This window comes from Streptomyces flaveolus (genome assembly GCF_014648815.1).
In the GTDB taxonomy this organism is placed as follows: Bacteria; Actinomycetota; Actinomycetes; order Streptomycetales; family Streptomycetaceae; genus Streptomyces; species Streptomyces flaveolus.
Window position 1 is genome coordinate 455,990 of sequence record NZ_BMRV01000001.1, and the last position, 25,329, is coordinate 481,318.

At 73.2% G+C, this 25,329-nt stretch carries 24 protein-coding genes; 17 read left to right on the top strand and 7 right to left on the bottom strand.

Features of this window, described 5'->3' with window-relative positions; all coding sequences use genetic code 11:
• Positions 1–42 precede the first annotated feature (42 nt).
• Positions 43–324, bottom strand: coding sequence for an Lrp/AsnC family transcriptional regulator (locus IEZ05_RS02055; protein WP_077797603.1), 282 nt, complete (start codon positions 322–324; stop codon positions 43–45).
• Positions 321–1,082 carry a rhomboid family intramembrane serine protease gene (locus IEZ05_RS02060; protein ID WP_189228199.1) on the bottom strand — a complete coding sequence of 254 codons (762 nt, stop codon included), beginning with the start codon at positions 1,080–1,082 and terminating at the stop codon, positions 321–323. Before IEZ05_RS02060 ends, IEZ05_RS02055 begins: the two co-directional genes overlap by 4 nt.
• A gap of 157 nt (positions 1,083–1,239) precedes the next feature.
• Here IEZ05_RS02060 and IEZ05_RS02065 point away from each other — a divergent pair, with 157 nt between their 5' ends.
• From IEZ05_RS02065 to IEZ05_RS02085, 5 genes are all read left to right on the top strand, one after another.
• Positions 1,240–1,479, top strand: a complete 240-nt coding sequence (locus IEZ05_RS02065) for a hypothetical protein (protein ID WP_189228200.1) — start codon at positions 1,240–1,242, stop codon at positions 1,477–1,479.
• 82 nt (positions 1,480–1,561) lie between these two features.
• Positions 1,562–2,911, top strand: a complete 1,350-nt coding sequence (locus tag IEZ05_RS02070; RefSeq protein WP_189228201.1) for an NYN domain-containing protein — start codon at positions 1,562–1,564, stop codon at positions 2,909–2,911.
• Between the two features lie 247 nt (positions 2,912–3,158).
• Entirely contained in the window at positions 3,159–4,199 is a 1,041-nt protein-coding gene (locus IEZ05_RS02075) for a C40 family peptidase (RefSeq protein ID WP_189228202.1), read from the top strand.
• 212 nt (positions 4,200–4,411) lie between these two features.
• A complete protein-coding gene (locus tag IEZ05_RS02080) occupies positions 4,412–5,428 on the top strand; it encodes a C40 family peptidase (protein ID WP_189228203.1) in 1,017 nt (338 codons plus the stop codon).
• A 49-nt stretch (positions 5,429–5,477) separates the two neighbouring features.
• Positions 5,478–6,668 carry a hypothetical protein gene (locus tag IEZ05_RS02085; RefSeq protein ID WP_189228204.1) on the top strand — a complete coding sequence of 397 codons (1,191 nt, stop codon included), beginning with the start codon at positions 5,478–5,480 and terminating at the stop codon, positions 6,666–6,668.
• Between the two features lie 22 nt (positions 6,669–6,690).
• Here IEZ05_RS02085 and IEZ05_RS02090 read toward each other — a convergent pair whose 3' ends face one another.
• Positions 6,691–7,956: a glycosyltransferase 87 family protein gene (locus IEZ05_RS02090; RefSeq protein ID WP_373298717.1), complete on the bottom strand. Its 1,266-nt coding sequence runs from the start codon at positions 7,954–7,956 to the stop codon at positions 6,691–6,693.
• 143 nt (positions 7,957–8,099) lie between these two features.
• Here IEZ05_RS02090 and IEZ05_RS02095 point away from each other — a divergent pair, with 143 nt between their 5' ends.
• Positions 8,100–9,242: a glycosyltransferase family 4 protein gene (locus IEZ05_RS02095; protein ID WP_189228206.1), complete on the top strand. Its 1,143-nt coding sequence runs from the start codon at positions 8,100–8,102 to the stop codon at positions 9,240–9,242.
• Between the two features lie 116 nt (positions 9,243–9,358).
• Here the strand turns inward: IEZ05_RS02095 and IEZ05_RS02100 are convergent, their stop codons facing one another.
• The gene (locus tag IEZ05_RS02100; RefSeq protein WP_189228207.1) at positions 9,359–11,155 is read right to left on the bottom strand and encodes an AMP-dependent synthetase/ligase; all 1,797 of its coding nucleotides are present in this window, start codon (positions 11,153–11,155) and stop codon (positions 9,359–9,361) included.
• 351 nt (positions 11,156–11,506) lie between these two features.
• On the opposite strand from IEZ05_RS02100, the gene IEZ05_RS02105 reads away from it, so the two are divergent.
• The 6 genes from IEZ05_RS02105 to IEZ05_RS02130 all read left to right on the top strand — a co-directional run bounded on the left by IEZ05_RS02105 (position 11,507) and on the right by IEZ05_RS02130 (position 16,852).
• On the top strand, positions 11,507–12,262 hold the full coding sequence (locus IEZ05_RS02105) for a metallophosphoesterase family protein (protein ID WP_189228551.1): 756 nt from the start codon (positions 11,507–11,509) through the stop codon (positions 12,260–12,262).
• 138 nt (positions 12,263–12,400) lie between these two features.
• Entirely contained in the window at positions 12,401–12,841 is a 441-nt protein-coding gene (locus IEZ05_RS02110; protein ID WP_189228208.1) for an SRPBCC family protein, read from the top strand.
• Positions 12,842–13,193: 352 nt separating this feature from the next.
• Positions 13,194–14,366 (top strand): ArsA family ATPase, encoded by a 1,173-nt coding sequence (locus tag IEZ05_RS02115; RefSeq protein WP_189228209.1) that lies wholly within the window; start codon positions 13,194–13,196, stop codon positions 14,364–14,366.
• Positions 14,367–14,423: 57 nt separating this feature from the next.
• Positions 14,424–14,957 (top strand): DUF5304 domain-containing protein, encoded by a 534-nt coding sequence (locus tag IEZ05_RS02120; RefSeq protein WP_189228210.1) that lies wholly within the window; start codon positions 14,424–14,426, stop codon positions 14,955–14,957.
• Between the two features lie 55 nt (positions 14,958–15,012).
• Positions 15,013–15,966, top strand: a complete 954-nt coding sequence (locus IEZ05_RS02125) for an ROK family glucokinase (protein WP_189228211.1) — start codon at positions 15,013–15,015, stop codon at positions 15,964–15,966.
• 139 nt (positions 15,967–16,105) lie between these two features.
• A complete protein-coding gene (locus tag IEZ05_RS02130; RefSeq protein ID WP_189228212.1) occupies positions 16,106–16,852 on the top strand; it encodes an endonuclease/exonuclease/phosphatase family protein in 747 nt (248 codons plus the stop codon).
• A gap of 31 nt (positions 16,853–16,883) precedes the next feature.
• Here IEZ05_RS02130 and IEZ05_RS02135 read toward each other — a convergent pair whose 3' ends face one another.
• The gene (locus IEZ05_RS02135) at positions 16,884–17,546 is read right to left on the bottom strand and encodes a hypothetical protein (RefSeq protein ID WP_189228213.1); all 663 of its coding nucleotides are present in this window, start codon (positions 17,544–17,546) and stop codon (positions 16,884–16,886) included.
• Positions 17,539–18,342 (bottom strand): alpha/beta hydrolase, encoded by an 804-nt coding sequence (locus IEZ05_RS02140; RefSeq protein WP_189228214.1) that lies wholly within the window; start codon positions 18,340–18,342, stop codon positions 17,539–17,541. The genes IEZ05_RS02135 and IEZ05_RS02140 overlap by 8 nt, the downstream gene beginning before the upstream one ends.
• Before the next feature lie 193 nt (positions 18,343–18,535).
• On the opposite strand from IEZ05_RS02140, the gene IEZ05_RS02145 reads away from it, so the two are divergent.
• The 5 genes from IEZ05_RS02145 (at position 18,536) to IEZ05_RS02165 (ending at position 23,419) form a co-directional block, all read left to right on the top strand.
• A complete protein-coding gene (locus tag IEZ05_RS02145) occupies positions 18,536–19,330 on the top strand; it encodes a lysophospholipid acyltransferase family protein (RefSeq protein WP_189228552.1) in 795 nt (264 codons plus the stop codon).
• A 26-nt stretch (positions 19,331–19,356) separates the two neighbouring features.
• Complete coding sequence (gene macS / locus IEZ05_RS02150) at positions 19,357–20,607, top strand: MacS family sensor histidine kinase (protein WP_189228215.1); 1,251 nt, start codon at positions 19,357–19,359, stop codon at positions 20,605–20,607.
• Positions 20,604–21,281 (top strand): response regulator, encoded by a 678-nt coding sequence (locus tag IEZ05_RS02155; protein WP_189228216.1) that lies wholly within the window; start codon positions 20,604–20,606, stop codon positions 21,279–21,281. Before macS ends, IEZ05_RS02155 begins: the two co-directional genes overlap by 4 nt.
• A 52-nt stretch (positions 21,282–21,333) precedes the next feature.
• The gene (locus IEZ05_RS02160) at positions 21,334–22,362 is read left to right on the top strand and encodes a 6-phosphofructokinase (RefSeq protein ID WP_189228217.1); all 1,029 of its coding nucleotides are present in this window, start codon (positions 21,334–21,336) and stop codon (positions 22,360–22,362) included.
• A 61-nt stretch (positions 22,363–22,423) separates the two neighbouring features.
• Positions 22,424–23,419: a 2-hydroxyacid dehydrogenase gene (locus IEZ05_RS02165; protein ID WP_189228218.1), complete on the top strand. Its 996-nt coding sequence runs from the start codon at positions 22,424–22,426 to the stop codon at positions 23,417–23,419.
• Here IEZ05_RS02165 and IEZ05_RS02170 read toward each other — a convergent pair.
• Positions 23,371–25,260 (bottom strand): anthranilate synthase family protein, encoded by a 1,890-nt coding sequence (locus IEZ05_RS02170; protein ID WP_189228219.1) that lies wholly within the window; start codon positions 25,258–25,260, stop codon positions 23,371–23,373. The genes IEZ05_RS02165 and IEZ05_RS02170 overlap by 49 nt on opposite strands.
• Positions 25,261–25,329 lie beyond the last annotated feature (69 nt).

A 25,329-nucleotide genomic window follows, 5' to 3' on the forward strand; every position in this document is an offset into this window, starting at 1 on the left:
AGGACTCCGCATGGAGGACTCTTCGCAAGGACTCGGAAGCCCTCAGTTGTCGAGCCCGATGGCGAACGCCGCCTCCAGGTCGTGCTGCGAGTACGTACGGAACGCCACGTGCGTGTCCGTGCCCTCCACGCCCGGGATCTTGCTGATCCGGCCGGGGATGACCTCCGCCAGGTCCTCGTGCTGGTTGACCCGCACCATCGCGATCAGGTCGTAGGTGCCGGTGACGGAGAAGACCTCGCTGACGTTCTCCAGCGAGGCGATCTGCTCCGCGATCTCGGGGATCCGGTCCACGCTGGTCTTGATGAGGACGATCGCGCTGATCACGGCTGGTTCTCTCCCTCGGGGGCCGTCGCTGGAACGTCCCCAACTCTAGTCCCACCGCCGAACCGCACCCAGGCGAAGACGAAGCCCAGCCCGAAGCCCACCAGATGCGCGAGGTAGGCCACCCCCGGCCCGTCACCGGCCCGCCCCGCCGCCATCCACTGCAGGGACGCCCAGAACGGCAGCACCACCCAGGCCGGGAAGCGCAGCGGCAGGAAGAACAGGAAGGGCAGGAGGCTGGTCACCCGGGCGCGCGGGAACAGGAAGAGGAACGCGCCGAGGATCGCGGAGATCGCCCCCGAGGCCCCGACCAGGGACTCCTGGGAGTGGGCGTTGGCCGCCGCGTAGCCCAGCAGCGCCAGGTAGCCGCAGCCGAGGTAGAACAGCAGGAACTGCAGCCGCCCCATCCGCGCCTCGGTCATCGCGCCGAAGACGTAGAGGAAGAGCATGTTGCCGAGCAGGTGGACCCAGCTGCCGTGGACGAACAGCGCCGTGGCGGGGGTGAGGGCGGCCCCGGGGGAGTCCTCGAACAGTTCTGCGGGGATCACCCCCCAGCGGCGGAACCAGGCGCGCTGCGCGGCGAGCAGCTCCTCCCCGGTCCCGTGGGCCGGATTGAGCCCCGACGCCGGGCTGACCAGGAACAGCAGGCAGCACAGGATGATCAGCGCGTACGTCACCGGCGCCGTACGCCCCCGCGGGGTGCGGGCCGTGCCGAGCGTCCTGACCTTCCCGAGGGCCGCCGTGCTCCAGTTGCGGATCATGGATACAGAGCATGACGCAACCGGGCACAAGCGCCCATACCGCCTCGCCGCCGTGGACGCGCGGGCGGCGGGTACCCGCCAGGCCGTAGGGTTACGAGCCACACGCACCGGGGAGGCCGGCGCGTCACGGACACTGGATAGAGAGCGAACAGCCACGATGACGGTTCCCCTGCCGACCGACACGACGCGGTGGCGCTGCACCCTCTGCGGCAACCTCACCCGGTTCGACGTGACCCGTGCCTCGAAGGTCGTCGAGTACATGCACCTCGATCTGGCCGGTGAGCCGACGGTCGAGGAGCGCGAGGTGCTCAGTGAGACCATCGAGTCGGTGCGGTGCCGCTGGTGCAACGCCGTGGACCAGGTGGAACTCGTGGACAGGCCGGGCGCCGGTTCCTGACGGGAGCGGGTTCCGCGGGCCGTGGTCCCGTACCGGGATCGCGCACAGGCATGCGCAGGCAGCAGAGGCATTGGGGTGACGGATGGTGGAGACACACGGCGGGGGGCCGGGCGACGGCGCCGCTGAGGTGCTCGACCGCCCGCTGCCCGACGGAGTGCGCCGCAGGGTCGTGCAGATCGTGTCCGACGGCTTCGGCGGACTCACCCTCGGCGAACTGCCCGCACAGCTGAGACAGTACGCCCGCTTCGCCCCCAACCGCCGGGCCAAGTTCGCCGGCAACGCCATGGCCGCCGCCGTGGAGACCGACCTCCTGTTCCGGCAGCGCATCGGCGAGAAGTTCAGAGAGGCCCAGCCGGAGCTGGCCGGCGCCCTCGACTCCGGCTCCCCGCCCCCGGCCGCGGACCCCCTCGACGTGGCGGCCGCGGCCTACGTACTGCGCCCGCACGGCTGGGTGAAGCTGGTGACCGCCGCCGGTGAGGAGGCGCAGCGCGCGGACGCCGAGCGCGCCGACGAGGAGAGTCGCGCGGAGCTGGAGCGGCTGCACGAGGAGCTGGCCCGGGCCCGGGAGCACACCAGGACCGAGACGGAGCGGCTGCGCGGCGAGCTGGACGCGGCGAAGAAGGAGGCCGAGTCGCTGCACCGCAAGCTGCGCTCCGCCCTCAGCGACGTCAAGCGCGGCGAGGCGGCCCTGCGCAAGGTGCGGGACGAGATAGACACCGTCCGCACCGAGGCGCACGCCCAGGTGTCCGCCGCCGAGAGCGAGAGCCGGCGGCTCAAGGCCCGCCTCGGCGAGACGGAGGCAGCACTGGAGGCCAGCCGCAGGGCGGCCCGCGAAGGACGCAGCGTCGAGGACATGCGCGTACGGCTGCTCCTCGACACGCTGCTGGACGCCACGCAGGGGCTGCGCCGGGAGCTCGCGCTGCCCCCGGTGGCGGTGCGGCCCGCCGAGACGGTGGACGCGGTCGAGCCCGGCCGGATGACCCCGAAGGACATCGCCGCCCGCGCCCTGTCCGAGCACGACCCCGCCATCCTCGACCAGTTGCTCGCGCTGCCCCAGGCGCACCTGGTCGTCGACGGCTACAACGTCACCAAGACCGGCTATCCGCAGATGCCGCTGGAGAAGCAGCGGCTGCGGCTGCTCGGCCAGCTCTCCCAGCTCGCCGCACAGACCGGCGCCGAGACGACCTGCGTCTTCGACGGGGCCGAACTGGCCGCGCCGGTGCTCCTGGCACCGCCGCGCGGGGTGCGGGTGCTGTTCTCCAAGGCCGGCGTCACCGCGGACGAGCTGATCCGCCAGCTGGTGCGGGCCGAGCCGCCGGGCCGGCCGGTCATCGTCGTCTCCACCGACCGCGAGGTCGCCGACGGGGTGGCGAAGGCGGGGGCGCGGCCGGTGGCCTCGGTGGTCCTCCTCAAGCGGTTCTCGCGCGGCTGAGCCCTGGGCAGTATGTCCTGGGTGCCGTCCGCCCCAAGCGCAACATACGGACCGCTTGCCCGAATTGAGGGCCACTCGGTGCGACGCGCTGTCAAGGGCGGCTCACCGCACGTGAGTTCACGGCAAAATATGCCTCACCGGTCTCACTATTTTCACTTGAGGATTTGAACTCATCACGACTTGGTCACTAGGGTCTGCCTTCGAACCCGCGATCGGGTGACCCCCCTCCAAGAAGGAGCTCGACTCCGTGGCGTCCCACCGTCGTCCCAAGCAGCCGAGCCGCACGCGTGTGACCGTGCTCACCACCGCAGCGGCAGCCGCAGTCGCACTCAGCTCGCAGGCGGCCAACGCCGCGCCGAGCGAGAAGCCGAGCAAGGACGAGGTCAAGGCCAAGGTCGACAAGCTCTACGAAGAGGCGGAGCAGGCCACCGAGAAGTACAACGGGGCCAAGGAGAAGCAGGAGAAGCTCCAGAAGGAGATCTCCACCATCCAGGACAACGTCGCCCGCGGCCAGGAGGAGCTCAACGAGCTGCGCGACGGCCTCGGTTCGATGGCCAGCGCCCAGTACCGCTCCGGCGGCATCGACCCCTCCCTCCAGCTCTTCCTGTCCGCCGACCCGGACGACTACCTGGACAAGGCCTCCACGCTCGACCAGCTCAGCGGTCAGCAGGTCGAGGCCCTCAAGAAGATCCAGGAGAAGCAGCGCGACCTCGCCCAGCAGCGCGCCGAGGCCTCCAAGAAGCTCAAGGACCTCTCGGCCACCCGCACCGAACTGGGCAAGAAGAAGAAGGAAGTCCAGGGCAAGCTCTCCTCGGCCCAGAAGCTGCTCAACACGCTCACCGCCGCGGAGAAGGCCGCCCTCACCGCCGAGCAGGACCGCGCCACCCGCAGCAGCGAGCGCCAGGCCCTGACCGGCTCCACGGCGTCCGCCTCCGGCCGCGCCGGCGCGGCGTTCTCCGCCGCCCAGAGCAAGATCGGCACCCCGTACGTCTACGGCGCCACCGGCCCGTCCTCCTTCGACTGCTCGGGCCTCACCTCCTGGGCCTACGCCCAGGCCGGCGTCGGCATACCCCGCACCTCGGAGGCCCAGGCCAACTACGGCACGCGCATCTCCTCGATGAGCGACCTCCAGGTCGGCGACCTCGTGTTCTTCTTCAACGACCTGCACCACGTGGGCCTCTACGCCGGCAACGGCCAGGTCCTGCACGCGCCGCGCACCGGCACGGTCGTCCGCTACGAGTCGATGGACACCATCGGCGGCCCCTTCATGTGGGGCGTCCGCGTCTGATCCCCGTTCCGGGAACAGCCGAAAACATCCTGGCCGTGCCGCCCGTTCGAGGGAATCACGGCACGACGTTCTGAGCGTCCGCCCCGCCGGTGACCTGCGTCAGCGGTGGGGCGTCGTGTCGCGCACCCTCCTCAGGTCGTTGGTCGCCGCCCCGCCGCGGGGCTACTGTCTGCCGCGTTTCCCGTCCGCCAGCGGAAGGAGTGCGGCTTCCCGTGGGGTTCCATCGCCGCCTTGCACCGTCCGGGTTCGATCGCGGCGCCACCGCCGCCATCGGCCTTCTCTCCGTCGCCACCGCCGTCCTGGGCGCCGTACCGGCGGCCGTGGCCGCGCCGCGCGACGACACACGTGCCGAGGTGGACCGCCTCCACACGGAGGCGGAGCAGGCGACCGAGGCCTACAACAAGGCCGACGAGCGCACCGACGCCCTGCGCGAGCAGGTCGATGCCGCGCAGGACGAGATCGCCCGCAAGCAGGAGCGGATCAACACCATGCGGGACGGGCTCGGCTCGCTCGCGGGAGCCCAGTACCGCTCGGGCGGCGTCGACCCGTCCCTCGTCCTGCTGCTCTCTGCCGACCCGGACGACTACCTGGACAAGGCCTCCGTGCTCGACCGGATCACCACCCGCCAGGCCGGTGAACTCCGGGAACTCCGGGGCGCCATGCGCGAACTCTCCCAGGACCGCGCCGAGGCCGGGCGCAAGCTCGCCGAGCTGGAGAAGGGCCGCAAGGCAGTCGCCGCCCACAAGAAGACCGTCGAGCGCAAGCTCGCCGAGGCCCGGCGGCTGCTCGGCACCCTCCCGGCCGGCGAACGCGACGCCTACGGCCGCGCCTCCCGCTCCGGCCGTGCCGACCTGCCCGCCCTCGCCGGCGCCGAAGCCGCCTCCGGCCGGTCGGCGGCCGCCTTCGCCGCCGCTCGCTCCGCGCTCGGCAGGCCCTACGTCTGGGGCGCCAACGGCCCCTCCGGCTTCGACTGCTCGGGCCTGACCCAGTGGGCGTACGCCCAGGCCGGCGTCGGCCTGCCGCGCACCTCGCAGGCGCAGCGGTACGCGGGCCGGCAGATCCCGCTCGCCGAGGCACGGCCCGGCGACCTGGTCGCCTACCGGGACGACGCCAGCCACATCGGCATGTACGCCGGCAACGGCCAGGTGATCCACGCCCCCTACCCCGGCGCCCCGGTGCGCTACGACCCGGTCGGCATGATGCCGGTCTCCTCGGTCACCAGGGTCTGACCTCCCCGAACCCCGGCCGCCGCGGCCCGGCGCCCGTACGATCGGAGAGGTGGCTGGTCGAAGGCGGGTGTCGGGTTCCTCGGTGGTGGCGCTGTGCCTGCTGCTGGTCTCCCTCGTGGGCTGCGGCGGCCGGACCGCCGCCGACCCCGTCCGGGCCGAGGTGCAGCGGGTCCTGGACCGGCGCGCGGCGGCCGTCCTGGCCCACGACCGGACCGCCTGGGCCCGCACCGGCACCGGGTCCGGCTTCGGCAACCTGAGCGCGGTGCCGCTGGCCGCCTGGTCGTACCGCGTGACCGGCCTGCACCGCACCGGCGACACCGCCACCGCCGACGTCGACCTCAGCTACCGCGTCGAGGGCTACGACCGGGGCGCCGTCACGACCGCCCGCACCGTGCGGCTGAGCCGGGAGGAGGACGGACGGTGGTCCGTCGACTCCGACCGGCCCGCGAAGCGGTCCGGCCAGCAGCCGTGGGACCAGGGCCCGGTACGGGTGGTGCGGGGCGAGCACAGCCTCGTCCTCGGCGTCGGGCAGTCCACCGGAGCGCTGCGCGGCTACGCGGAGCTGGCCGACCGGGCGGTGCCGGCCGTGTCCGACGCCTGGGACGGCGACTGGGCCCGCCGCATCGTCGTACTGGTGCCCCAGTCGCTGGAGGGGATGGCGGGGCTGCTCGGCTCGCCCGCGTCCTCCTACCGGGGCATCGCCGCGGTCACCACCGGCGAGACGGGCGGCCGGGAGCAGGCGCCCGCCGACCGGATCATCGTCAACCCCGACGCGTACGGGCTGCTCGGCACCCTCGGCAAACAGGTCGTGCTCACCCACGAGACCACCCACGTCGCCACGCGCGTCCACACCACCGCCGCCACACCGCTGTGGCTGTCCGAGGGCTACGCCGACTGGGTCGGCTACCGCGCCGACGGACGCGAGCCCTCCCAGGCCGCCTCCGAACTGACCCGCGCGGTGTCCGAGGGCCGGGTGCCCGCCGGGCTGCCCACGGACGAGGACTTCGGCTTCACCGGCGAGGCGGACGAACTCGCCCGGGCCTACGAGGGCGGCTGGCTGGCCTGCCGGATGATCGCCGACCGGTGGGGCGAGGCCCGGCTGGACGCCTTCTACCGGGCCGTGGGCGCCCACGACGGGCGCGCGGGCGCCGTCGAGGACGCGCTGCGGGACGTGCTCGGCACGACCCTGGACGAGTTCACGGCGCGGTGGCGGGAGTACCTGCGCGAGCAGCTCGGCTGAGCGGGGCACGGCCGCCGGGCGGTCAGCGCGGTACCGGTGCCTGGTCGGCGCGGGCCGGGCGCGGCGGCACAGGGGCGCTGCCGCGGCGCGGCACCGTGTCGCGCCACAGGGCGCGGGCCGCGACGAGCGCGGCGGCCACCAGCAGGCCGTTGCGGACGAACAGCAGCGTGACCCCGAGCGGGTCGCTCGCCACCACATGGCCGAACCAGACCGGGAACTCCAGCACCGTCACCGGGGCCGCCGCCAGCACCAGCGCCACCGGCACCCGCATCCGGCCGGCCCGGAAGCACCCGCACACCGCCCCGACGCCGATCAGCCACACCATGTACTGGGGGCTGATGACCCGGCTGGTGACGGTGAACATCAGCACCGCCACGAAGGCCGCGTCCGCCGCCGTGTGCGCCTCGAACCGGGACGCCGCCACCCGCCACAGCAGCAGCCAGCCGAACGCCGTCCCGGTCAGCGCCAGCGCGACCGTGCTCACCGTCTCCACGTGCGGGCCGAGGAACTCCACGGAGCCGTAGTTGAGGAGCACCTGCCCGTCCCAGCCGGCGTGCCGGGCGACATGGAAGACCAGCGAGCCCAGCGACTCCACCTCGGTGCCCCGGTCGCGCTGGAACGTCAGGAAGGCGAACGCCCCCGGCATCGCCACCGCGAACAGCGCCGCCAGCGCGGCGCCGGTCAGCGCCGCGGCGACCCAGGCCGCGCGCCGGCGGATCCCCACGAGGACCAGCACCGGCCACACCTTCAGCAGCGCCCCGAGCGCAGCCAGCGCACCGGCCGCCCGCGGATGCCGGCCCGCCGCGAGCAGCGCGGCCACCGCGACGGCGGTGACCATCACGTCGTAGCGGGCGTACACCGTCGGCCCGAGCAGCGGCACCCCCACCACCCACACCCAGGCACCCAGCGCCGATCTGCCGGCGCCGCCGCCCCCGCACCGCAGCAGGACCAGGACGACCAGGTCGGCCGCGCAGGCCAGGACGAAGAAGGCGGCCGGGTAGGCGAGGAAGGGCAGCAAGCCAGGGGAGAGGACCGGGAGGGCGGCGGCGGGCGGGTACTGCCAGGTGACGTCGTCCGACGGAAACGTTCCGCTGGACAGGACGTCGTACCAGCCCCGGTAGATGACCGACACGTCGCTGGTGACGTCCGGGCCCGGGAAGATCCACACCTTGAACACGAACAGCAGCAGCGTCAGCCGCGTCGCGGCCCAGGCGGTGAGCAGCCCGGCCGTGGGCAGCCACGCCGGGAACCGCCAGGCCGGGGACCGCCCCGTGTCCGTCGTCTCCACGTCACTCCGCCCGTCCTGCGCCCGTCCCGTGTCCGTTCGCGCCTGTTCTGCCGGTCCGGCCATGATGTCCCGAACGTCTGTGTGTGGGCCACCGGCACGGCCGGGACCCGCCCCGGACGGCCGGTTCGGTAGGGTCGACGGCGATGCGCAAGACCCTGATCGTGACGAACGACTTCCCGCCCCGCCCGGGCGGCATCCAGGCCTTCCTGCACAACATGGCGCTGCGCCTGGACCCCGAGCGGCTGGTCGTCTACGCCTCCACCTGGAAGCGGAGCCGGGAGGGCATCGAGGCCACCGCCGCCTTCGACGCCGAGCAGCCCTTCACCGTCGTACGCGACCGTACGACGATGCTGCTGCCCACGCCGGGCGCGACCCGGCGGGCGGTCGGGCTGCTGCGCGAGCACGGGTGCACGTCGGTGTGGTTCGGGGCGGCGGCGCCCCTCGGGCTGATGGCGCCCGCACTCCGCAAGGCCGGCGCCGAGCGGATCGTCGCCACGACCCACGGGCACGAGGCCGGCTGGGCCCAGCTGCCCGCCGCCCGGCAACTGCTGCGCCGGATCGGGGAGTCGACGGACACGATCACCTACCTCGGCGAGTACACGCGCTCGCGGATCGCGGGCGCGCTCACACCGCGGGCCGCCGCGCGGATGGTGCAGTTGCCGCCGGGCGTGGACGAGAAGACCTTCCACCCGGACAGCGGCGGTGACGAGGTGCGGGCCCGGCTCGGGCTGACCGACCGGCCCGTCGTGGTGTGCGTCTCGCGGCTGGTGCCGCGCAAGGGCCAGGACACGCTGATCCGGGCGATGCCGCGCGTCCTCGCCGCCGAGCCGGACGCCGTCCTGCTGATAGTCGGCGGCGGCCCCTACGAGAAGGACCTGCGCCGCCTCGCCCAGGACACCGGCGTCGCCGCCTCCGTCCGCTTCACCGGCGCCGTGCCGTGGGCCGAGCTGCCCGCGCACTACGGCGCCGGGGACGTCTTCGCCATGCCGTGCCGCACCCGGCGGGGCGGGCTGGACGTGGAGGGGCTCGGCATCGTCTACCTGGAGGCCTCCGCGACCGGCCTGCCCGTCGTCGCCGGCGACTCCGGCGGCGCCCCGGACGCGGTACTCGACGGCGAGACGGGCTGGGTCGTACGCGGCGGCGACGCCGCCCAGACGGCCGACCGCGTCACCACCCTCCTCGCCGACCCGGAGCTACGCCGCCGGATGGGCGAGCGGGGCCGCTCCTGGGTCGAGGAGAAGTGGCGCTGGGACCTGCTGGCGGAGCACTTGAAAAGGCTCCTGTAGGGCAGCGCCGCAAGGGGCGCGGGGCTGTGACATTGTGCGGCTCCGCCGCGTGGGCGCGACCAGCCACGGCGACGGGGAGCCGCCGACGAACCGGCCCGGCACCCCGGATGGCGCCGCTACTTCGCGTACAGCGCCTCGATCTCGTCCGCGTAGTCCCTCGCCACCAGGTTCCGCTTCAGCTTCAGCGACGGAGTCAAGTGCCCCGACTCCTCGGAGAACTGCGCACCGAGCACCCGGAACTTCCGCACCGACTCCGCCTTCGACACCGCCGCGTTGCCGTCGTCGACCGCCGACTGGATCGCGGCGAGCAGATCCGGGTCCTCCCGCAGCGACGCCGCCGTCGAACCGGCCGGCTTGCCGTGGTCCGCGCACCAGCGGCCGAGGAACTCCTCGTCCACGGTGACCAGCGCCCCCACGAACGGCCGCCCGTCGCCGACCACCATGCACTCCGCGACCAGCGCGTGCGCCCGGATGCGGTCCTCGATCACGGCCGGGGCGACGTTCTTGCCGCCGGCGGTGACGATGATCTCCTTCTTGCGGCCGGTGATGCGCAGGTAGCCGTCCTCGTCGAGGGTGCCGATGTCCCCGGTGTGGAACCAGCCGTCGGCCAGCGCCTCCGCGGTCGCCCCCGGGTTGTTCCAGTACTCCTTGAACAGGTGCTCGCCGTGCAGCAGCACCTCGCCGTCGTCGGCGATGCGCACCACCGAGCCGGGCAGCGGCTGGCCGACCGTGCCGATCTTCTGCCGGTCCCACGGGTTGAAGGCGGTGGCCGCGCAGGACTCGGTCAGGCCGTAGCCCTCCAGCACCGTGAAGCCGATGCCGCGGAAGAAGTGGCCGAGCCGCTCGCCGAGGGGCGCGCCACCGGAGATGGCGTACTCGCCGCGCCCGCCGAGGACCGTGCGGAGCTTGCTGTAGACGAGCTTGTCGAAGACCTTGTGCTTGATCTTCAGGCCGACGGACGGGCCCGACGGGGTGTCCAGGGCCTTGCTGTACGCGATCGCCGTGTCGGCGGCCTTGTCGAAGATCTTGCCCTTGCCGTCGGCCTGCGCCTTGGCGCGCGCCGAGTTGTAGACCTTCTCGAAGACGCGCGGCACGCCCAGGATCAGCGTGGGCCGGAACGCGGCCAGTTCGTCGGTGAGGTTCTTGATGTCCGGGACGCAGCCCAGCTTGATCGGCGCGATCATCGGTGCGACCTGCACGAGGCGGCCGAAGACGTGGGCGAGCGGGAGGAACAGCAGGACGGAGCACTCGCCCGTGCGGAACAGGGGACGCAGGCGCTCGACGACGTTGCCGCACTCGGCGAAGAAGCTGCGGTGGGTGAGCACGCAGCCCTTGGGGCGGCCGGTGGTGCCCGAGGTGTAGACGATGGTCGCCGGGTCGTCGGCCTTCGCGATCGAGCTGCGCTCCTCGACCGCCTCGTCCGTGACGTCCCCGCCGAGACGCCCCAGCTCCTCCACGGCCCCGGCGTCGATCTGCCAGACGTTCTTGAGGGCGGGCAGTTGCTCGCGGACCGACTCCACGGCGGCGGCGTGCCCGGCCGACTCGACGACGCACGCCGTGGCGCCCGAGTCGCTGAGGATCCACTGCACCTGCTCCGGCGAACTGGTCTCGTACACCGGCACGGTGATGGCGCCCGCGCTCCAGATCGCGAAGTCCAGCAGGGTCCACTCGTAGCGCGTACGGGACATCAGGCCGACCCGGTCGCCCGGCTGGACACCGGAGGCGATGAGGCCCTTGGCGGCGGCGTGCACCTCGGCGAGGAAGGCACGGGCGCTCACGTCCTGCCAGGCGCCGCCCACCTTGCGGGCGATGACGGCGACGTCGGGGTGCTGCGCGGCGTTTCTGCGGACGATGTCGGTCAGATTTCCGTCCGCAGGGACCTCGTACAAAGCCGGAAGGCTGAACTCGCGCAAGACTGCTGCTCCTCATAGGGCGCCGGCGCCACGACGTTGTGTGATGCGACGGTGCGGTCCAAGGCTCGGGCAAGTGCTCGAGGAGAAACATGCGGAATTCACATGTTGAAATCCTGAGCACGACTGGACTGCCCGGACGTTACCCGCCGGTATGGCGTCTCCGACAGGGGGTCCCCGCGAGATGTTCGCTGCGTCACACGGATGGGGTTTCCTTGGCGCAGAGTAGTCGACGCCTTGACCGACCAGCCAGTAACCGCAGGTCCGGCCGCCACTGTTCACGCATGCCGCACAGACTTACGCTTGATCGCCATGGCACCCACACCTGCCGGTAACACGACGACGCGCGTCCATGTGGTGAGCGACGTGCACGGCAACGCACGCGACCTGGCCAGGGCCGGCGAAGGCGCCGACGCCCTGATCTGTCTGGGGGACCTGGTCCTCTTCCTCGACTACGCCGACCACTCGCGCGGCATCTTCCCCGACCTGTTCGGCAAGGACAACGCCGACCGCATCGTCGAGCTGCGCACCGCCCGCCGCTTCGCCGAGGCGCGGGAGCTGGGGGCCCGGCTGTGGGCGGGCGTCGGCGACGACCGGGCACGGCTGATCGAGCGGGCCGTGCGCGGGCAGTACGCCGAGCTGTTCGCCGCCTTCCCCACCCCGACGTACGCCACCTACGGCAACGTCGACATGCCGCCGCTGTGGCCGGAGTACGCCGGGCCGGGCACGACCGTGCTGGACGGGGAGCGCGTCGAGATCGGCGGCCGGGTCTTCGGCTTCGTCGGCGGCGGCCTGCGCACCCCGATGCGCACGCCGTACGAGATCAGCGACGAGGAGTACGCCGCGAAGATCGAGGCCGTCGGCGAGGTGGACGTGCTGTGCACGCACATCCCGCCGGAGGTGCCGGAACTCGTCTACGACACGGTGGCGCGGCGCTTCGAGCGGGGCAGCCGCGCGCTGCTGGACGCGATCCGGCGGACCCGGCCGCGCTACGCCCTGTTCGGGCACGTGCACCAGCCGCTGGTACGGCGCATGCGGATCGGGGCGACCGAGTGCGTGAACGTCGGCCACTTCGCCTCGACGGGGAAGCCGTGGGCGCTGGAGTGGTGAGCCCGCGCGGCCGGACTGTCGCAGGCAGGTGGTGACATCCGCTTTGCCCGTGCGCGATAGCCTTCACGCGGCACACACGTGCGCGCTCCGGCGCACGACGACCCGCAGTACCGGCCCGCATCTGGAGGAGCCACGGCGATGGCGGAACACACCAGCTCGAGCATCACGATCGAGGCGCCACCGGCCGACGTCATGGAGGTGATCGCCGACTTCGCCCGCTACCCGGACTGGACCGGTGAGGTGAAGGAGGCGCAGGTCCTCGCGAGCGACGCGCAGGGGCGTGCCGAGCAGGTCCGGCTCGTCATGGACGCCGGGGCGATCAAGGACGACCAGACGCTGGCGTACACCTGGACGGGTGCGCACGAGGTGTCCTGGACGCTGGTCAAGTCCCAGATGCTGCGCTCGCTCGACGGTTCCTACCTGCTCCGGCCGGCGGGCACGGGCACGGAGGTCACGTACCGGCTCACGGTCGACGTCAAGATCCCGATGCTCGGCATGATCAAGCGCAAGGCCGAGAAGGTCATCATCGACCGGGCGCTGGCGGGCCTCAAGAAGCGCGTGGAGTCGGCCCCGAAGTAACCGGTCCCGCACCGAGCCGGCGCCGGCCGCCGCGGACCTCCCGCGACGGCGCGGCGGCGCGGGGCGCATCCGCCCCGCGTGCTGCCCGTCCACCAGCGACTCGGGGCCTTCGGCCCGTACGGCGGCGCACGCGGCGGGATGCGCCGAGAACGCCTGACCGTCCGGCAGTCTGCCTCCGCGTCCCGGCGGCTGCCGCGCCGCGGAACAGGGGCCTCGGCCGGTTCCCCGTGCCGTGGCCACCGGCGGCGGCACGCCGGTGCCGGGGCGGCGCACGGCGAGTGCCGCCCCGCGTGGGCGGCGCGGCAGGTCGACGCGGTCGCCCGGCGCGGGCGCGAAGGTAGCGTTCAGCCTCATGCGCACCATCCTGATCACGGGCCCGGGCGGCAGCGGGCGTACGACCGTGGCGGCCGCCACCGCGCTCGCCGCCGCCCGTGCCGGCACCCGCACCCTTCTGCTCGGCGCCGACCGCGACGACACCCTCGGCGCCGCGCTCGGGGTGCGCACCGGCCCGGAGCCGGCCACCGTCGAACCCGGCCTCACGGTCCGGCGGCCCGACGCCGCCGACGGTTTCCGCGACGGCCTCGCCGCCCTCCAGGACCGTGCCGCCTCCGCCCTCGACCTGCTCGGCGCCGCCCGCCTCGACGCGGAGGAGCTCACCCCCCTGCCCGGCGCCGACGAACTCGCGCTGCTGCGCGCCGTGCGCGACGCCGCCCTCGCCGAGGCCCACGAACTCCTCGTCGTCGACCTCCCGCCCGCCCCGCGCGCCCTCGCCCTGCTCGCCCTCCCCGAGGAACTGCGCCGTTACCTGCGCCGCCTGCTCCCACCCGAGCGGCAGGCCGCCCGCGCCCTGCGGCCCGTCCTCGGCCGGCTCGCCGGCGTCCCCATGCCCGCCGAGTCGCTGTACGAGGCCGCCGCCCGCTGGGACCTGGAGCTGGCCGCCACCGAGGCCGTCCTCGCCGACCGGCACACCGTCGTACGGCTCGTCGCCGAGCCCGGCCCCGCCGGTGCGGACGCCCTCCGCACCGCCCGCCTCGGCCTCGCCCTGCGCGGCATGCGCACCGACCTGCTGGTCGCCAACCGCCTCCTGCCCGAGGACGCCCCCGCGGACAGCTGGCTCGCCGGCCCCCTCGCCCAGCAGCGCAAGGCACTGGACGAGTGGCAGGCGGCGTACGACCTCCGCACCGTCGCCCACCTGGGACGCGACCCGCGAGGCGTGGACGACCTGGCCGCCCTCGACGCGCCGGGCGTCAACCCGGACGTCACCCCGGTCGAGTGGCCGGTCTCCGACCGGCTGGCCGACGACGGCGTCCTCGTCTGGCACATCCCGCTGCCCGGCGCCATACGCGACGATCTCGACCTCGTCCGCCGCGGTGACGAACTCGTCGTCACCGCCGGTCCGTTCCGCCGGATCGTGCCGCTGCCGTCCGCACTGCGCCGCTGCACCGTCGACGGGGCCGCCCTGCGGGACGGCACCCTCGCCGTCCGGTTCGCGCCGGACGCCCGGCTGTGGCCGCGGGGACGCTGATCCCGCCCCGCCCGTTCGGGTAACGTCGTAAGGACGAACCGTAGTCAGGAGTCCGTCATGAGCGAAGATCTCCCCCCGTCCGAGGCGGCTCGCCACGACGAGGCCGACGCGGTCGGGCCGGCCGGACCGGCCGACGAGGTGCGGGCGGCCGACGCCGACGCCTGGGCGACGGCGTGCGCCGAGGACCTGGAGGCCGAGAAGGCCCGCCGCCGCGCCGAGTACGGGGCACAGCCGGGCTCGGCCGCCGAGGAACTGCGCAGGCTCGTCGACACGGTGGCGGAGAAGCTGTCCGGCCTCCAGTCCCCGCTGCTCGGCCAGGTCGCCGGACCGGCCGCCCAGCAGGTGGTCCGGCAGGTCGTCCAGCAGGCCAAGGCCGCCGTCGAACCGGTCATCGAACGCAATCCGGATGTTTTCGACCACCTCGCGGCCGCCGGCGGTGAACTCCTCGCCGCCTACCGCTCCGCCGTCCAGAACCAGGAGCGCCGCTGGACCACCGGGACGACCGGCGCCAACGACCCCCGTGACCTGGACGAACCCCGCGACGACGGCGACGAGGGCACCGGCCCCGGCCAACGTATCGACTTGGACTGAGGCCCCCCTCGGGTACGGTTGGCCGTAGCGGGGCTCGACCGAAACTGAGGGATTCATGGGACTCACCATCGGCGTCGACATCGGCGGCACGAAGATCGCGGCCGGCGTGGTCGACGAGGAAGGCAACATCCTCTCGACCTTCAAGGTGCCGACCCCCACCACGCCCGAGGCCATCGTGGACGCCATCGCCTCGGCGGTGGAGGGCGCACGCGCGGGACACGAGATCGTCGGCGTGGGCATCGGCGCCGCCGGGTACGTCAACCGCCAGCGCTCCGAGGTCTACTTCGCGCCGAACATCGACTGGCGCAACGAGCCGCTCAAGGAGAAGGTCGAGGCCCGCGTCGGCCTCCCGGTCGTCGTGGAGAACGACGCCAACGCCGCGGCCTGGGGCGAGTACAAGTTCGGCGCGGGCAAGGGCCACCGCAACGTCATCTGCATCACCCTCGGCACCGGCCTCGGCGGCGGCATCATCATCGGCAACAAGCTGCGCCGCGGTCACTTCGGCGTGGCCGCCGAGTTCGGCCACATCCGCATGGTGCCGGACGGCCTGCTGTGCGGCTGCGGCTCGCAGGGCTGCTGGGAGCAGTACGCCTCCGGCCGCGCCCTCGTGCGCTACGCCAAGCAGCGCGCCAACGCCACCCCGGAGCGCGCCGAGGTGCTCCTCGCGCTGGGCGACGGCACCCCCGACGGCATCGAGGGCAAGCACATCTCGGTCGCCGCGCGGCAGGGTTGCCCGGTCGCCGTCGACTCCTACCGCGAGCTGGCCCGCTGGGCCGGTGCCGGCCTCGCCGACCTGGCCTCGCTCTTCGACCCGTCCGCCTTCATCGTCGGCGGCGGCCTCTCCGACGAGGGCGACCTGGTCCTCGACCCGATCCGCAAGTCGTACAAGCGCTGGCTGGTCGGCGGCAACTGGCGCCCGGTCGCCGACGTGATCGCAGCCCAGCTCGGCAACAAGGCCGGCCTGGTGGGCGCGGCCGACCTGGCGAGGGAACCCGACCCGATCATGTAGACACCGGCGCCCGGACGTCCTTGAAGGGGCGCGAGGCGGAGTCCGTTCGGGGCTCCGCCCCGCGGGCGCGACAGGCCACGACGAACCGGCAGTCGCCCACGATCCTCGCGCCCCGGCCGGCGGGCGTACTGTGATCCACATGGAGCCGCTCCCCAACTCCCGCACCGAACCCGACGGTTCCGCCGTCATCCGGGTCCTCAGCTACAACATCCGCTCGATGCGTGACGACACCGACGCCCTCGCCCGTGTCATCGCCGCCTGCGCCCCCGACCTCGTCCTCCTCCAGGAGGCCCCCCGCTTCTTCCGCTGGCGCAAGAAGCTCGTCCGGCTCGCCGCGGCCTCCGGGCTGGTGCTCCTGTCCGGGGGCGCCACGGCCGCCGGACCGGCGCTGCTGTGCTCCCTGCGGGCCACCGTGGAGCGCACCGAGGACGTGCTGCTCCCGCTCACCCCCGGCCTGCACCGCCGGGGTTTCGCCACCGCCGTGGTCCGCTTCGGCGGGGCCCGTCTCGGTGTCGTGAGCTGTCATCTGTCGCTGCAGAAGGACGAGCGGTACACGCAGGCCGGCCTGCTCCTCGACCGGGTCGCCGGTATGGGCGTGGAGCACGTCGTGGCGGGCGGCGACCTGAACGAACGCCCCGGCGGGCGCGTCTTCCGGCGGCTCGGCGACGGGCTGCGGGACTGCTGGACGGCCGCGCCCTGGGGCGGCGAGTACACCTCCACCCCCACCGACCCGCATCAGCGCATCGACGCGGTCTTCGCGACCGAGGGCATCGAGGTGCTGGGCTGCGGGGTGCCGGCGGGGCTCCCCGGCGTGGCCGAGGACGACCTGAGGGCGGCCACGGACCATCTCCCGGTCCTGACCGCCCTCCGCGTGCCCGCGGCCTGAGCCCCTTCAGCGCCCCGGGCTGCCGCCGGCCTCAGACCACCGCGCCCCGCCCCGGGTCGTCGTCGTCCTCGTCGCCCGTCCGCATCCGCATGACCAGCGTGGCGAAGCCGCCGAGGAAGCCGCCGATGCTCAGGGTCGTCAGCCACCAGGTCATGTCCCAGCCGAGCACCACCGCCAGCAGGAGCAGCACCGGACCGCCGAGCACACCCAGCCAGGCGAACTTCGCCGTGGTGTCGCCCTCGGGCAGCGGCGGCGGCTCGGGCGGCACGAAGTGGCCCTCGTCCTCCTCGCCGAGATCGTCGTCGGCGGGCTCGGCCAGGCTGTGGTCACGCGGACCGACACCCGGGGCGAAGGCGACCGAGCTGCCCAGCGGACGGGCCGAGGCCGGCCGCTCCGGCTCGGGCTTGTCGTCGTTCGTCTCCGGCTCCAGCAGGGCCAGGTCCTCCACCGACTTGAACGGCTTTGCCCCCGGGGGGTCCGGCGGCTCCTCCCCGTACCCGGCGACGATCGCCGCCCAGGCCGCGGCCTCGTCGAAGGGCACGGCCTGCTCCTCCGGCGCGCGCTCCTCCCCGGGGCCCGGCCCCTCGCGGCCCTCCCGCTCGACGTCCCGCTCGCGGTCCCGTTCCACGTTCCGCACCTCCTCCCGCTCTCCCCGCTCCTCCCGGTCCTCGCGGTCGGAGTCGTGCTCAGCCACCTGCGGTCGTCCCTTCCTCACCGAGACCGTGCTCCGGCTCCTTGACGGAACCGGGCGCGAGCCGGCCGATGAACGCGATGCTCTCCGCGAAGATCCGGTCCGCGTCGTGGTCCAACGTCGCCACGTGGTAACTCTGTTCCAGCAGCACCTCCGTCACGTCCGTCGACGACACCCGGCCGAGGATGCGCGCCGAGTCGGCGGGCGGCACCACATGGTCCTGCGGGCTGCGCAGCAACAGCAGCGGCTGCGTCACCTGCGGCAGGTCGCCGTCGGCGAGGCGGAAGAACGTCCGCAGCGAGTGGGCCGCGTGCAGCGGCACCTTGTCGTACCCCAGCTCCGTGCTGAGCGGCTTGGCGATGTCGCTGGCGATGCCCCTGGTCGCGGGGAGCAGGTGCCGCAGCACCGGAAGGGCGTGCTGGGCCACCCCGTGCATCCGGTTCGCCGGGTTGACGACCACGACGCCCGACACCGCGTCGCCGTGCTTCGCGGCGAGCCGCAGCGCCAGGGCCCCGCCCATCGACAGGCCGGCCACGAACACGCGCTCACAGCGCTCCCGCAGGGCCCGCAGCTCGCGGTCCACCTCCGCGTACCAGTCCTGCCAGCCGGTGACCTGCATGTCCTCCCAGCGCGTGCCGTGCCCGGGCAGCAGCGGCAGCGCGACCGTCAGATCGCGCTCCGCGAGGTACCGGGCCCACGGGCGCAAGGACTGCGGGGAACCGGTGAAACCGTGGCAGAGGAGGACGCCGACCTCCCCGCCCTCGTGGCGGAACGGCTCGGCTCCGGGCAGGACCGGCACGTCTCGGTCTCCTGTCGTGAGGGGGCCGGCGAAGCCGGACCGTCGGGTGCGATAGACGCGTGTGCGGTACTTGCGGGTACTTCACCGTACGCGACCGCACTGACACCGACCAGGGCCGTCGGGGCCATGGACGGTGCTCCGGGATAGGGTCTGAGCCACAGACACAGGAGGCACTCGGTTGTTGTACGGCGCGATGAAGGTCACCGTCGGGGGTTCGCTGAAGCTCGCCTTCCGGCCCTGGGTGGAAGGCCTGGAGCACATCCCGGCCGACGGCCCCGCCATTCTGGCGAGCAACCACCTGTCGTTCTCCGACTCGTTCTTCCTGCCGGCCGTCCTCGACCGCAAGGTGACCTTCATCGCCAAGGCCGAGTACTTCAACACGCCCGGGGTCAAGGGCCGGCTGACCGCCGCGTTCTTCAAGGGCGTCGGCCAGCTCCCCGTGGACCGCTCCGGCGCGCGCGGCGCGGGCGAGGCCGCCATCAAGAGCGGCATAGAGGTCCTGGAACGCGGCGAGCTCTTCGGCATCTACCCCGAGGGCACGCGGTCCCCGGACGGCAGGCTGTACCGGGGCAAGCCCGGCGGTCTGGCGCGCGTGGCGCTCGCCACCGGCGCCCCGGTCATCCCGGTCGCCATGATCGACACCGAGAAGATCCAGCCGCCCGGCAAGGTGGTGCCGAAGCTGATGCGCCCCGGCATCCGCATCGGCAAGCCCCTGGACTTCACCCGCTACCAGGGCATGGAGCACGACCGCTTCGTGCTCCGCGCGGTGACCGACGAGGTCATGTACGAGATCATGAAGCTCTCCGGCCAGGAGTACGTCGACATGTACGCGACCGCCATGAAGCGGCAGCTCGCGGAGGCGGCGAAGGCCGAGAAGGAGGCGGGCAAGGCGGCGAAGGCCGCGCTCGCCCGGGCGGAGAGGGAACAGACCGCGAAGGAGAAGGCGGCCGAGCGGGACGGCGCCGCCGAGCAGGGGACCGAGCCCTAGCCGGGCCGGGGCCGGGGGTGGGGGACATGGCCAGGCGCGAGAGAGTCATGAGGATGTCGGTCGAGCAGCCGCTGTGGCGTGCGCTCGCCGGCTACCGCGTGCTCACCGTGCTGTACGCGATCGGCTTCTTCTGCACCGCCTGGTCCGGCTTCGCCCGCCCCTGGCTCGCCGTCGCCTACTACGCCGTCCTCTTCGTCTGGACCCTGGCGACGCTGCCCAAGGTCTCGGGCGCGGTCAGCTGCACCAAGGGCTTTCTCGCCGCCGACCTCACGGTCGCGCTCACCGGCATCCTGCTCACCCCGTTCGCCGACGCGCACGAGCGGGTCATGGACGGCGGGCCGACCCTGCCGTCGATATGGACCGCCGGTTCCGTGCTGGCCTTCGCCATCAAGGGCGGCTGGCGCTGGGCGGCCGTCGCCTCCACCCTCGTCGCCGCGGCCAACCTCGTCGAACGCGGCCACCCCGCCCGCGACACCGTCCACAACGTGATCCTCGTCTGGGTCGCCTCCATCGCCATCGGCTACGTCGTCGAGGTCGCCCGCGCCTCCGAGCGCACCCTCGCCCGCGCGCTGGAGATCGAGGCGGCGACCAGGGAGCGGGAGCGACTCGCCCGGGACATCCACGACAGCGTCCTCCAGGTCCTCGCGATGGTGCAGCGGCGCGGCGCCGTCATCGGCGGTGAGGCGGCCGAGCTGGGCCGCATGGCCGGCGAGCAGGAGGTCGCGCTGCGCACCCTGGTCTCCGGCGGGCTGGTCCCCGTCTCCCGGGTGTCGGAGGACACCGCCGAGGGTGCCGTCGTACGGGCGGTGGAGGAACCGGAGGACGACGCCCCGGAAGGCCCCGTCGACCTGCGCGCGCTGCTCGCCCCGTACGCCGGGGCGCGCGTGAACCTCGCCGAGCCCGGCGCCCCGGTGCCGCTGGCCCCGGCCGCGGCACGGGAGCTCGCCGCCGCCGTGGGGGCCGCCCTGGACAACGTCCGCCGGCACGTCGGCGAGGACGCGCGCGCGTGGATCCTCGTCGAGGACGAGCCGGACGAGGTGATCGTCACCGTCCGCGACGAGGGACCCGGCATCCCCGAGGGACGGCTCGCCGAGGCCGAGGGCGAGGGGCGGCTCGGCGTCGCCCTCTCCATCCGGGGCCGGCTGCGCGACCTCGGCGGCACGGCCGAGCTGATCTCGGTGCCCGGACAGGGCACGGAGGTCGAACTCAGGGCGCCGAAGGCGCCGAGCACATCCATGGACACCGGCAGTACCGCACGGGGGAAGGCAGACCGATGACCGAGCGACAGGAACCGATCAAGGTGATGGTGGTCGACGACCACCCGATGTGGCGGGACGCCGTGGCCCGGGACCTCGCGGAGTCCGGCTTCGAGGTGGTCGCCACCGCCGGCGACGGCGACCAGGCGGTGCGCCGCGCCCGGGCCGCCGCGCCCGACGTCCTCGTGCTCGACCTCAACCTGCCCGGCAAGCCCGGCGTCCAGGTCTGCAAGGAGGTCGTCGGAGCCGACCCGAAGCTGCGCGTCCTCGTGCTGTCCGCGAGCGGGGAGCACGCCGACGTGCTGGAGGCGGTGAAGTCCGGCGCGACCGGCTACCTGCTGAAGTCGGCCTCCACCGAGGAGCTGCAGGACGCGGTGCGCCGTACGGCGGTCGGCGACCCCGTGTTCACCCCGGGTCTGGCCGGACTGGTCCTCGGCGAGTACCGCCGACTCGCCTCCGAACCGGCCCCCGCCCCCGAGACCGGCGAGCCCGGGGCGCCCCGGCTCACCGACCGCGAGACCGAGGTGCTGCGCCTGGTCGCCAAGGGCCTGAGCTACAAGCAGATCGCGGAACGCCTCGTCATCTCCCACCGCACCGTGCAGAACCACGTCCAGAACACCCTCGGCAAGCTCCAGCTGCACAATCGGGTGGAACTCGTGCGGTACGCGATAGAACGGGGTCTGGACGACGCCTGACCCCGCGCGGGACAGTGACCCCAACCACCCGCCGTGGCAAAGGGGTTGTGCGATGAAGGTCGGAGTACTGACCGGAGGCGGCGACTGCCCCGGGCTCAACGCCGTCATCCGGGCCGTCGTCCGCAAGGGCGTGCAGGAGTACGGCTACGAGTTCACCGGCTTCCGGGACGGCTGGCGCGGACCCCTCCAGGGCGACACCGTCCGCCTCGACATCCCGGCCGTCCGCGGCATCCTGCCCCGCGGCGGCACCGTCCTCGGCTCCTCGCGCACCAACCCGTTCCAGCACGAGCACGGCATCCGGCGCATCAAGGAGAACCTCGCGAAGCTCGGCGTCGAGGCGCTCATCACCATCGGCGGCGAGGACACCCTGGGCGTCGCCGCCCGCCTCTCGGACGAGTACGGCGTGCCCTGCGTCGGCGTCCCCAAGACGATCGACAACGACCTGTCGGCCACCGACTACACCTTCGGCTTCGACACGGCCGTCGGCATCGCCACCGAGGCCATCGACCGGCTGCACACCACCGCCGAGTCCCACATGCGCGTCCTGGTCGTGGAGGTCATGGGCCGGCACGCCGGCTGGATCGCCCTCCACTCGGGCCTGGCCGGCGGCGCCAACGTCATCCTCATCCCCGAGCAGGCCTTCGACACCGAGCAGGTGTGCGCCTGGGTCACCTCCCGGTTCCGGGCGTCGTACGCCCCGATCGTGGTCGTCGCCGAGGGCGCGATGCCGAGGGACGGCGACATGGTGCTCAAGGACCGGTCGCTGGACTCCTACGGGCACGTCCGGCTGTCCGGGGTGGGCGAGTGGCTGGCCAAGGAGATCGAGAAACGCACCGGCAACGAGGCCCGGACGACCGTCCTCGGGCACATCCAGCGCGGCGGCACGCCCAGCGCCTTCGACCGCTGGCTGGCGACCCGCTTCGGACTGCACGCCGTCGACTGCGTCCACGACGGCGACTTCGGCACCATGGTGGCCCTGCGCGGCACCGACATCGTCCGCGTCCCGATCGCCGAGGCCACGGCCCGGCTCAAGACGGTCGACCCGAAGCTCTACGAGGAGGTCGGGGTCTTCTTCGGCTGACCGGCGGCCGCGGGCCCGGCGCCGTATATTCGGCCCGGAGTCCAGCGGAACGGGAGCGGTCATGGAGATCCTGGCGTTCGGCGTCCAGGCCGACGAGAAGCCCCTGATCGAGGAGGCCTTCCTCGGCCACCACGACATCCACTGCCTGGACGTCTTCCTCACCGAGGACACCGCCCCCATCGCGGCCGGCCACGAGATCGTCTCCACGTCCGTCAACGCCGACCTCGGCGGGCCCGTCCTGGAGATCCTCGCGGCCGGCGGCACCCGGATGGTCGCCCAGCGCTCCACCGGCTTCAACAACGTCGACCTCGACACGGCCGAGCGGCTCGGCATGACCGTCGCCCGGGTCTCGTCCTACTCGCCGCACTCGGTCGCCGAGTTCGCCTGGACCCTCGCCATGGCCGTCAACCGCCGCATCGTGCGGGCCGCCACCCGCACCCGCGACTTCGACTTCCGCCTGCACGGACTGATGGGCCGCGACCTGCACGGCCGCACCGCCGGCGTGCTCGGCACCGGCAAGATCGGCGAGGCCTTCACCCGCATCGCCCACGGCTTCGGCATGCGGCTGCTCGGCTGGGACGTCGCCGAGAACCCCGCCTGCCTGGAGCTGGGCATGCGCTACGTCCCCAAGGACGAGCTGCTCGCCGAGTCCGACCTGGTCAGCCTGCACGTCCCGCTGATGGCCGAGACCCAGCACCTGATCGACGCGAACGCCCTGAAGGCGATGAAGGACGACGCGATCCTGGTCAACTCCAGCCGGGGCGGCCTCATCGACACCGCGGCCCTGGTCGGCGAGCTGCGCGCGGGCCGCTTCACCGGCGTCGGCCTGGACGTGTACGAGGCGGAGGCGGGCCTGTTCTTCCTCGACAAGTCCCTGGAGGCCATCGCCGACGACACCCTGGCCCGCCTCGTCACCTTCCCGAACGTCCTGGTCACCTCCCACCAGGCGTACTACACCGAGGACGCCGTCCGGCAGATCGTCGACGCCACGGTGGGCAACGTCCTCGACTACCGGGCCGGCCGACGCTCGGAGAACGTGCTCGTGCCGCGCAGCTGACCGGCCAGCTCCCGCACGATCGCCGCGCCGTCCAGCGTCAGCACCGACTCCGGATGGAACTGCACGCCGGCGAAGCCCGGACCCCGCAGCGCGTGCACCTCGTGCGCGGCACTCCGGCTCACCTCCACCCCGTGCGCGGCCAGCCCGGCGGCCGCCGCGTCGTCGCAGCGGGCCGTGAAGCTGTTGTAGAAGCCGACGGTCTCCCGCCGCCCGAACAGGTCGATCTCCGTCTGCGCCCCCTGGTACGGCACCTCCTTGCGGACGATGGCCAGGCCCAGCTCGGCCGCGATCAGCTCGTGTCCCAGGCAGACCCCGAGGACGCCGTGCCGGTTGTCCCGGAGCACGTCGGCGGTGAGCGCGCGCAGGAAGCGCATCTTGGGATCGGCGGGGTCGGACGGGTCACCGGGGCCGGGCCCCAGCACCACCGGGCCGTCGTGCCCGAGCACCGCCTCGCGCAGCCCCGGCTCGTCGTACCGGCGGACGGTGACGCCGAGCCCGGCCGAGCGCAGCACGTGCGCGAGCATCGCGGTGAAGGTGTCCTCCGCGTCGACGACGAGGGCCTGCCCCGTGAGCGCGTCCGACGGCTCCTGCATCCGCAGCCAGAACGGCGCCAGCGAGGCCCGGCGCCCGTCCAGCGCCGCCCGCACCCGGGGGTCGTCGGCCAGCTTCGGCCGCCCGGCCTCCGCACGCGGCCGGGCGGGACGCACCCCGAGCGCCGCCAGCACCCCGGCCGCCTTGGCATGCGTCTCCGCCACCTCGCCCGCCGGGTCCGAGCCCCGCACCAGCGTGGCGCCGACCGGCACCCGCAGCCGCCCGTCGGCGTCGATGTCGGCGGTACGGATGAGGATGGGGGAGTCGAGGGTCTGGGCATCGCCGGAATCCCGGCCGAGCAGCGCCAGCGCACCCGCGTAGTAGCCGCGCCCCCCGACCTCGTGCCGCTCGATGACCCGGCAGGCGTTCTGCACCGGCGAGCCGGTGACCGTCGCCGCGAACATCGTCTCCCGCAGCACCTCCCGTACGTCCAGCGAGGAACGGCCGCGCAGCTCGTACTCGGTGTGCGCGAGGTGCGCCATCTCCTTCAGCCGGGGTCCGACGACGACACCGCCCATGTCACCGACGGTGCACATCATCTTGAGCTCCTCGTCGACCACCATCGACAGCTCCTCGATCTCCTTGCCGTCGGCGAGGAAGTCCAGCAGGTGCTCGGGGGTCGGCCCCTCGGCGGGATAGCGGTACGTCCCGCTGATCGGGTTCATGACCACGGTGCCGCCGGACATCCGCACGTGCACCTCGGGGCTGGCGCCCACCAGCGTCCGCTCCCCGGTGTGCACCACGAAGGTCCAGTACGCGCCCCGCTCGCCCTCCAGCAGCCGCCGGAACAAGGCCAGCGCGTCGGCCCGTCCGAACCCGGGAATGTGCCCCTCGTACGTCCGCCGGATCACGAAGTTGGCGCCCTCGCCCCGCCCGATCTCCTCGTCCAGCACTCGTCCGACGATCCGCGCGTACTCCTCGTCGTCCACGTCGAAGCCGCCGTCCTCGACGCGGACGTCGTGCGCGGGCAGCTGCTCCAGGGCCCGGGCGAGCGGGATGTCGTACCGCTCCTCGGGGGTCAGCACCAGCAGGGGGGTGCCGTCGTCGCGCACGTCGAAGCCGCGCTCGCGGATCTGCCGGAAGGGCACCAGCGCCAGCCCCTCGTCGGGCAGAGCGGCGAGCCGGTCGTGTTCCGCCACCGGGCCGAGCAGCAGCTCCACGGTGTCGGGCGCGTGGCCGGGGGTACGGCGGCGGAGCAGGGCGAACGGGCGGTCGCCGGCGGTCAGGGCGCGCAGGTCGAACTGTGGCATGGGTCCGTGTCCTTCTCGTTCTCTCGGCGAGAGGAACGGCCCTGGTCGCGAAAACACCGAAGGCCGCCT

What these genes read in the sequence shown, in the direction of transcription:
- IEZ05_RS02060 (WP_189228199.1), bottom strand. Translation starts at nt 1,082, where the DNA reads ATGATCCGCAACTGGAGCACGGCGGCCCTCGGGAAGGTCAGGACGCTC.
- IEZ05_RS02145 (WP_189228552.1), top strand. Translation starts at nt 18,536, where the DNA reads ATGAAGGTCACCGTCGGGGGTTCGCTGAAGCTCGCCTTCCGGCCCTGG.
- IEZ05_RS02070 (WP_189228201.1), top strand. Translation starts at nt 1,562, where the DNA reads ATGGTGGAGACACACGGCGGGGGGCCGGGCGACGGCGCCGCTGAGGTG.
- IEZ05_RS02165 (WP_189228218.1), top strand. Translation starts at nt 22,424, where the DNA reads ATGGAGATCCTGGCGTTCGGCGTCCAGGCCGACGAGAAGCCCCTGATC.
- macS (WP_189228215.1), top strand. Translation starts at nt 19,357, where the DNA reads ATGGCCAGGCGCGAGAGAGTCATGAGGATGTCGGTCGAGCAGCCGCTG.
- IEZ05_RS02065 (WP_189228200.1), top strand. Translation starts at nt 1,240, where the DNA reads ATGACGGTTCCCCTGCCGACCGACACGACGCGGTGGCGCTGCACCCTC.
- IEZ05_RS02115 (WP_189228209.1), top strand. Translation starts at nt 13,194, where the DNA reads ATGCGCACCATCCTGATCACGGGCCCGGGCGGCAGCGGGCGTACGACC.
- IEZ05_RS02155 (WP_189228216.1), top strand. Translation starts at nt 20,604, where the DNA reads ATGACCGAGCGACAGGAACCGATCAAGGTGATGGTGGTCGACGACCAC.
- IEZ05_RS02095 (WP_189228206.1), top strand. Translation starts at nt 8,100, where the DNA reads ATGCGCAAGACCCTGATCGTGACGAACGACTTCCCGCCCCGCCCGGGC.
- IEZ05_RS02130 (WP_189228212.1), top strand. Translation starts at nt 16,106, where the DNA reads ATGGAGCCGCTCCCCAACTCCCGCACCGAACCCGACGGTTCCGCCGTC.
- IEZ05_RS02110 (WP_189228208.1), top strand. Translation starts at nt 12,401, where the DNA reads ATGGCGGAACACACCAGCTCGAGCATCACGATCGAGGCGCCACCGGCC.
- IEZ05_RS02170 (WP_189228219.1), bottom strand. Translation starts at nt 25,260, where the DNA reads ATGCCACAGTTCGACCTGCGCGCCCTGACCGCCGGCGACCGCCCGTTC.
- IEZ05_RS02160 (WP_189228217.1), top strand. Translation starts at nt 21,334, where the DNA reads ATGAAGGTCGGAGTACTGACCGGAGGCGGCGACTGCCCCGGGCTCAAC.
- IEZ05_RS02120 (WP_189228210.1), top strand. Translation starts at nt 14,424, where the DNA reads ATGAGCGAAGATCTCCCCCCGTCCGAGGCGGCTCGCCACGACGAGGCC.
- IEZ05_RS02125 (WP_189228211.1), top strand. Translation starts at nt 15,013, where the DNA reads ATGGGACTCACCATCGGCGTCGACATCGGCGGCACGAAGATCGCGGCC.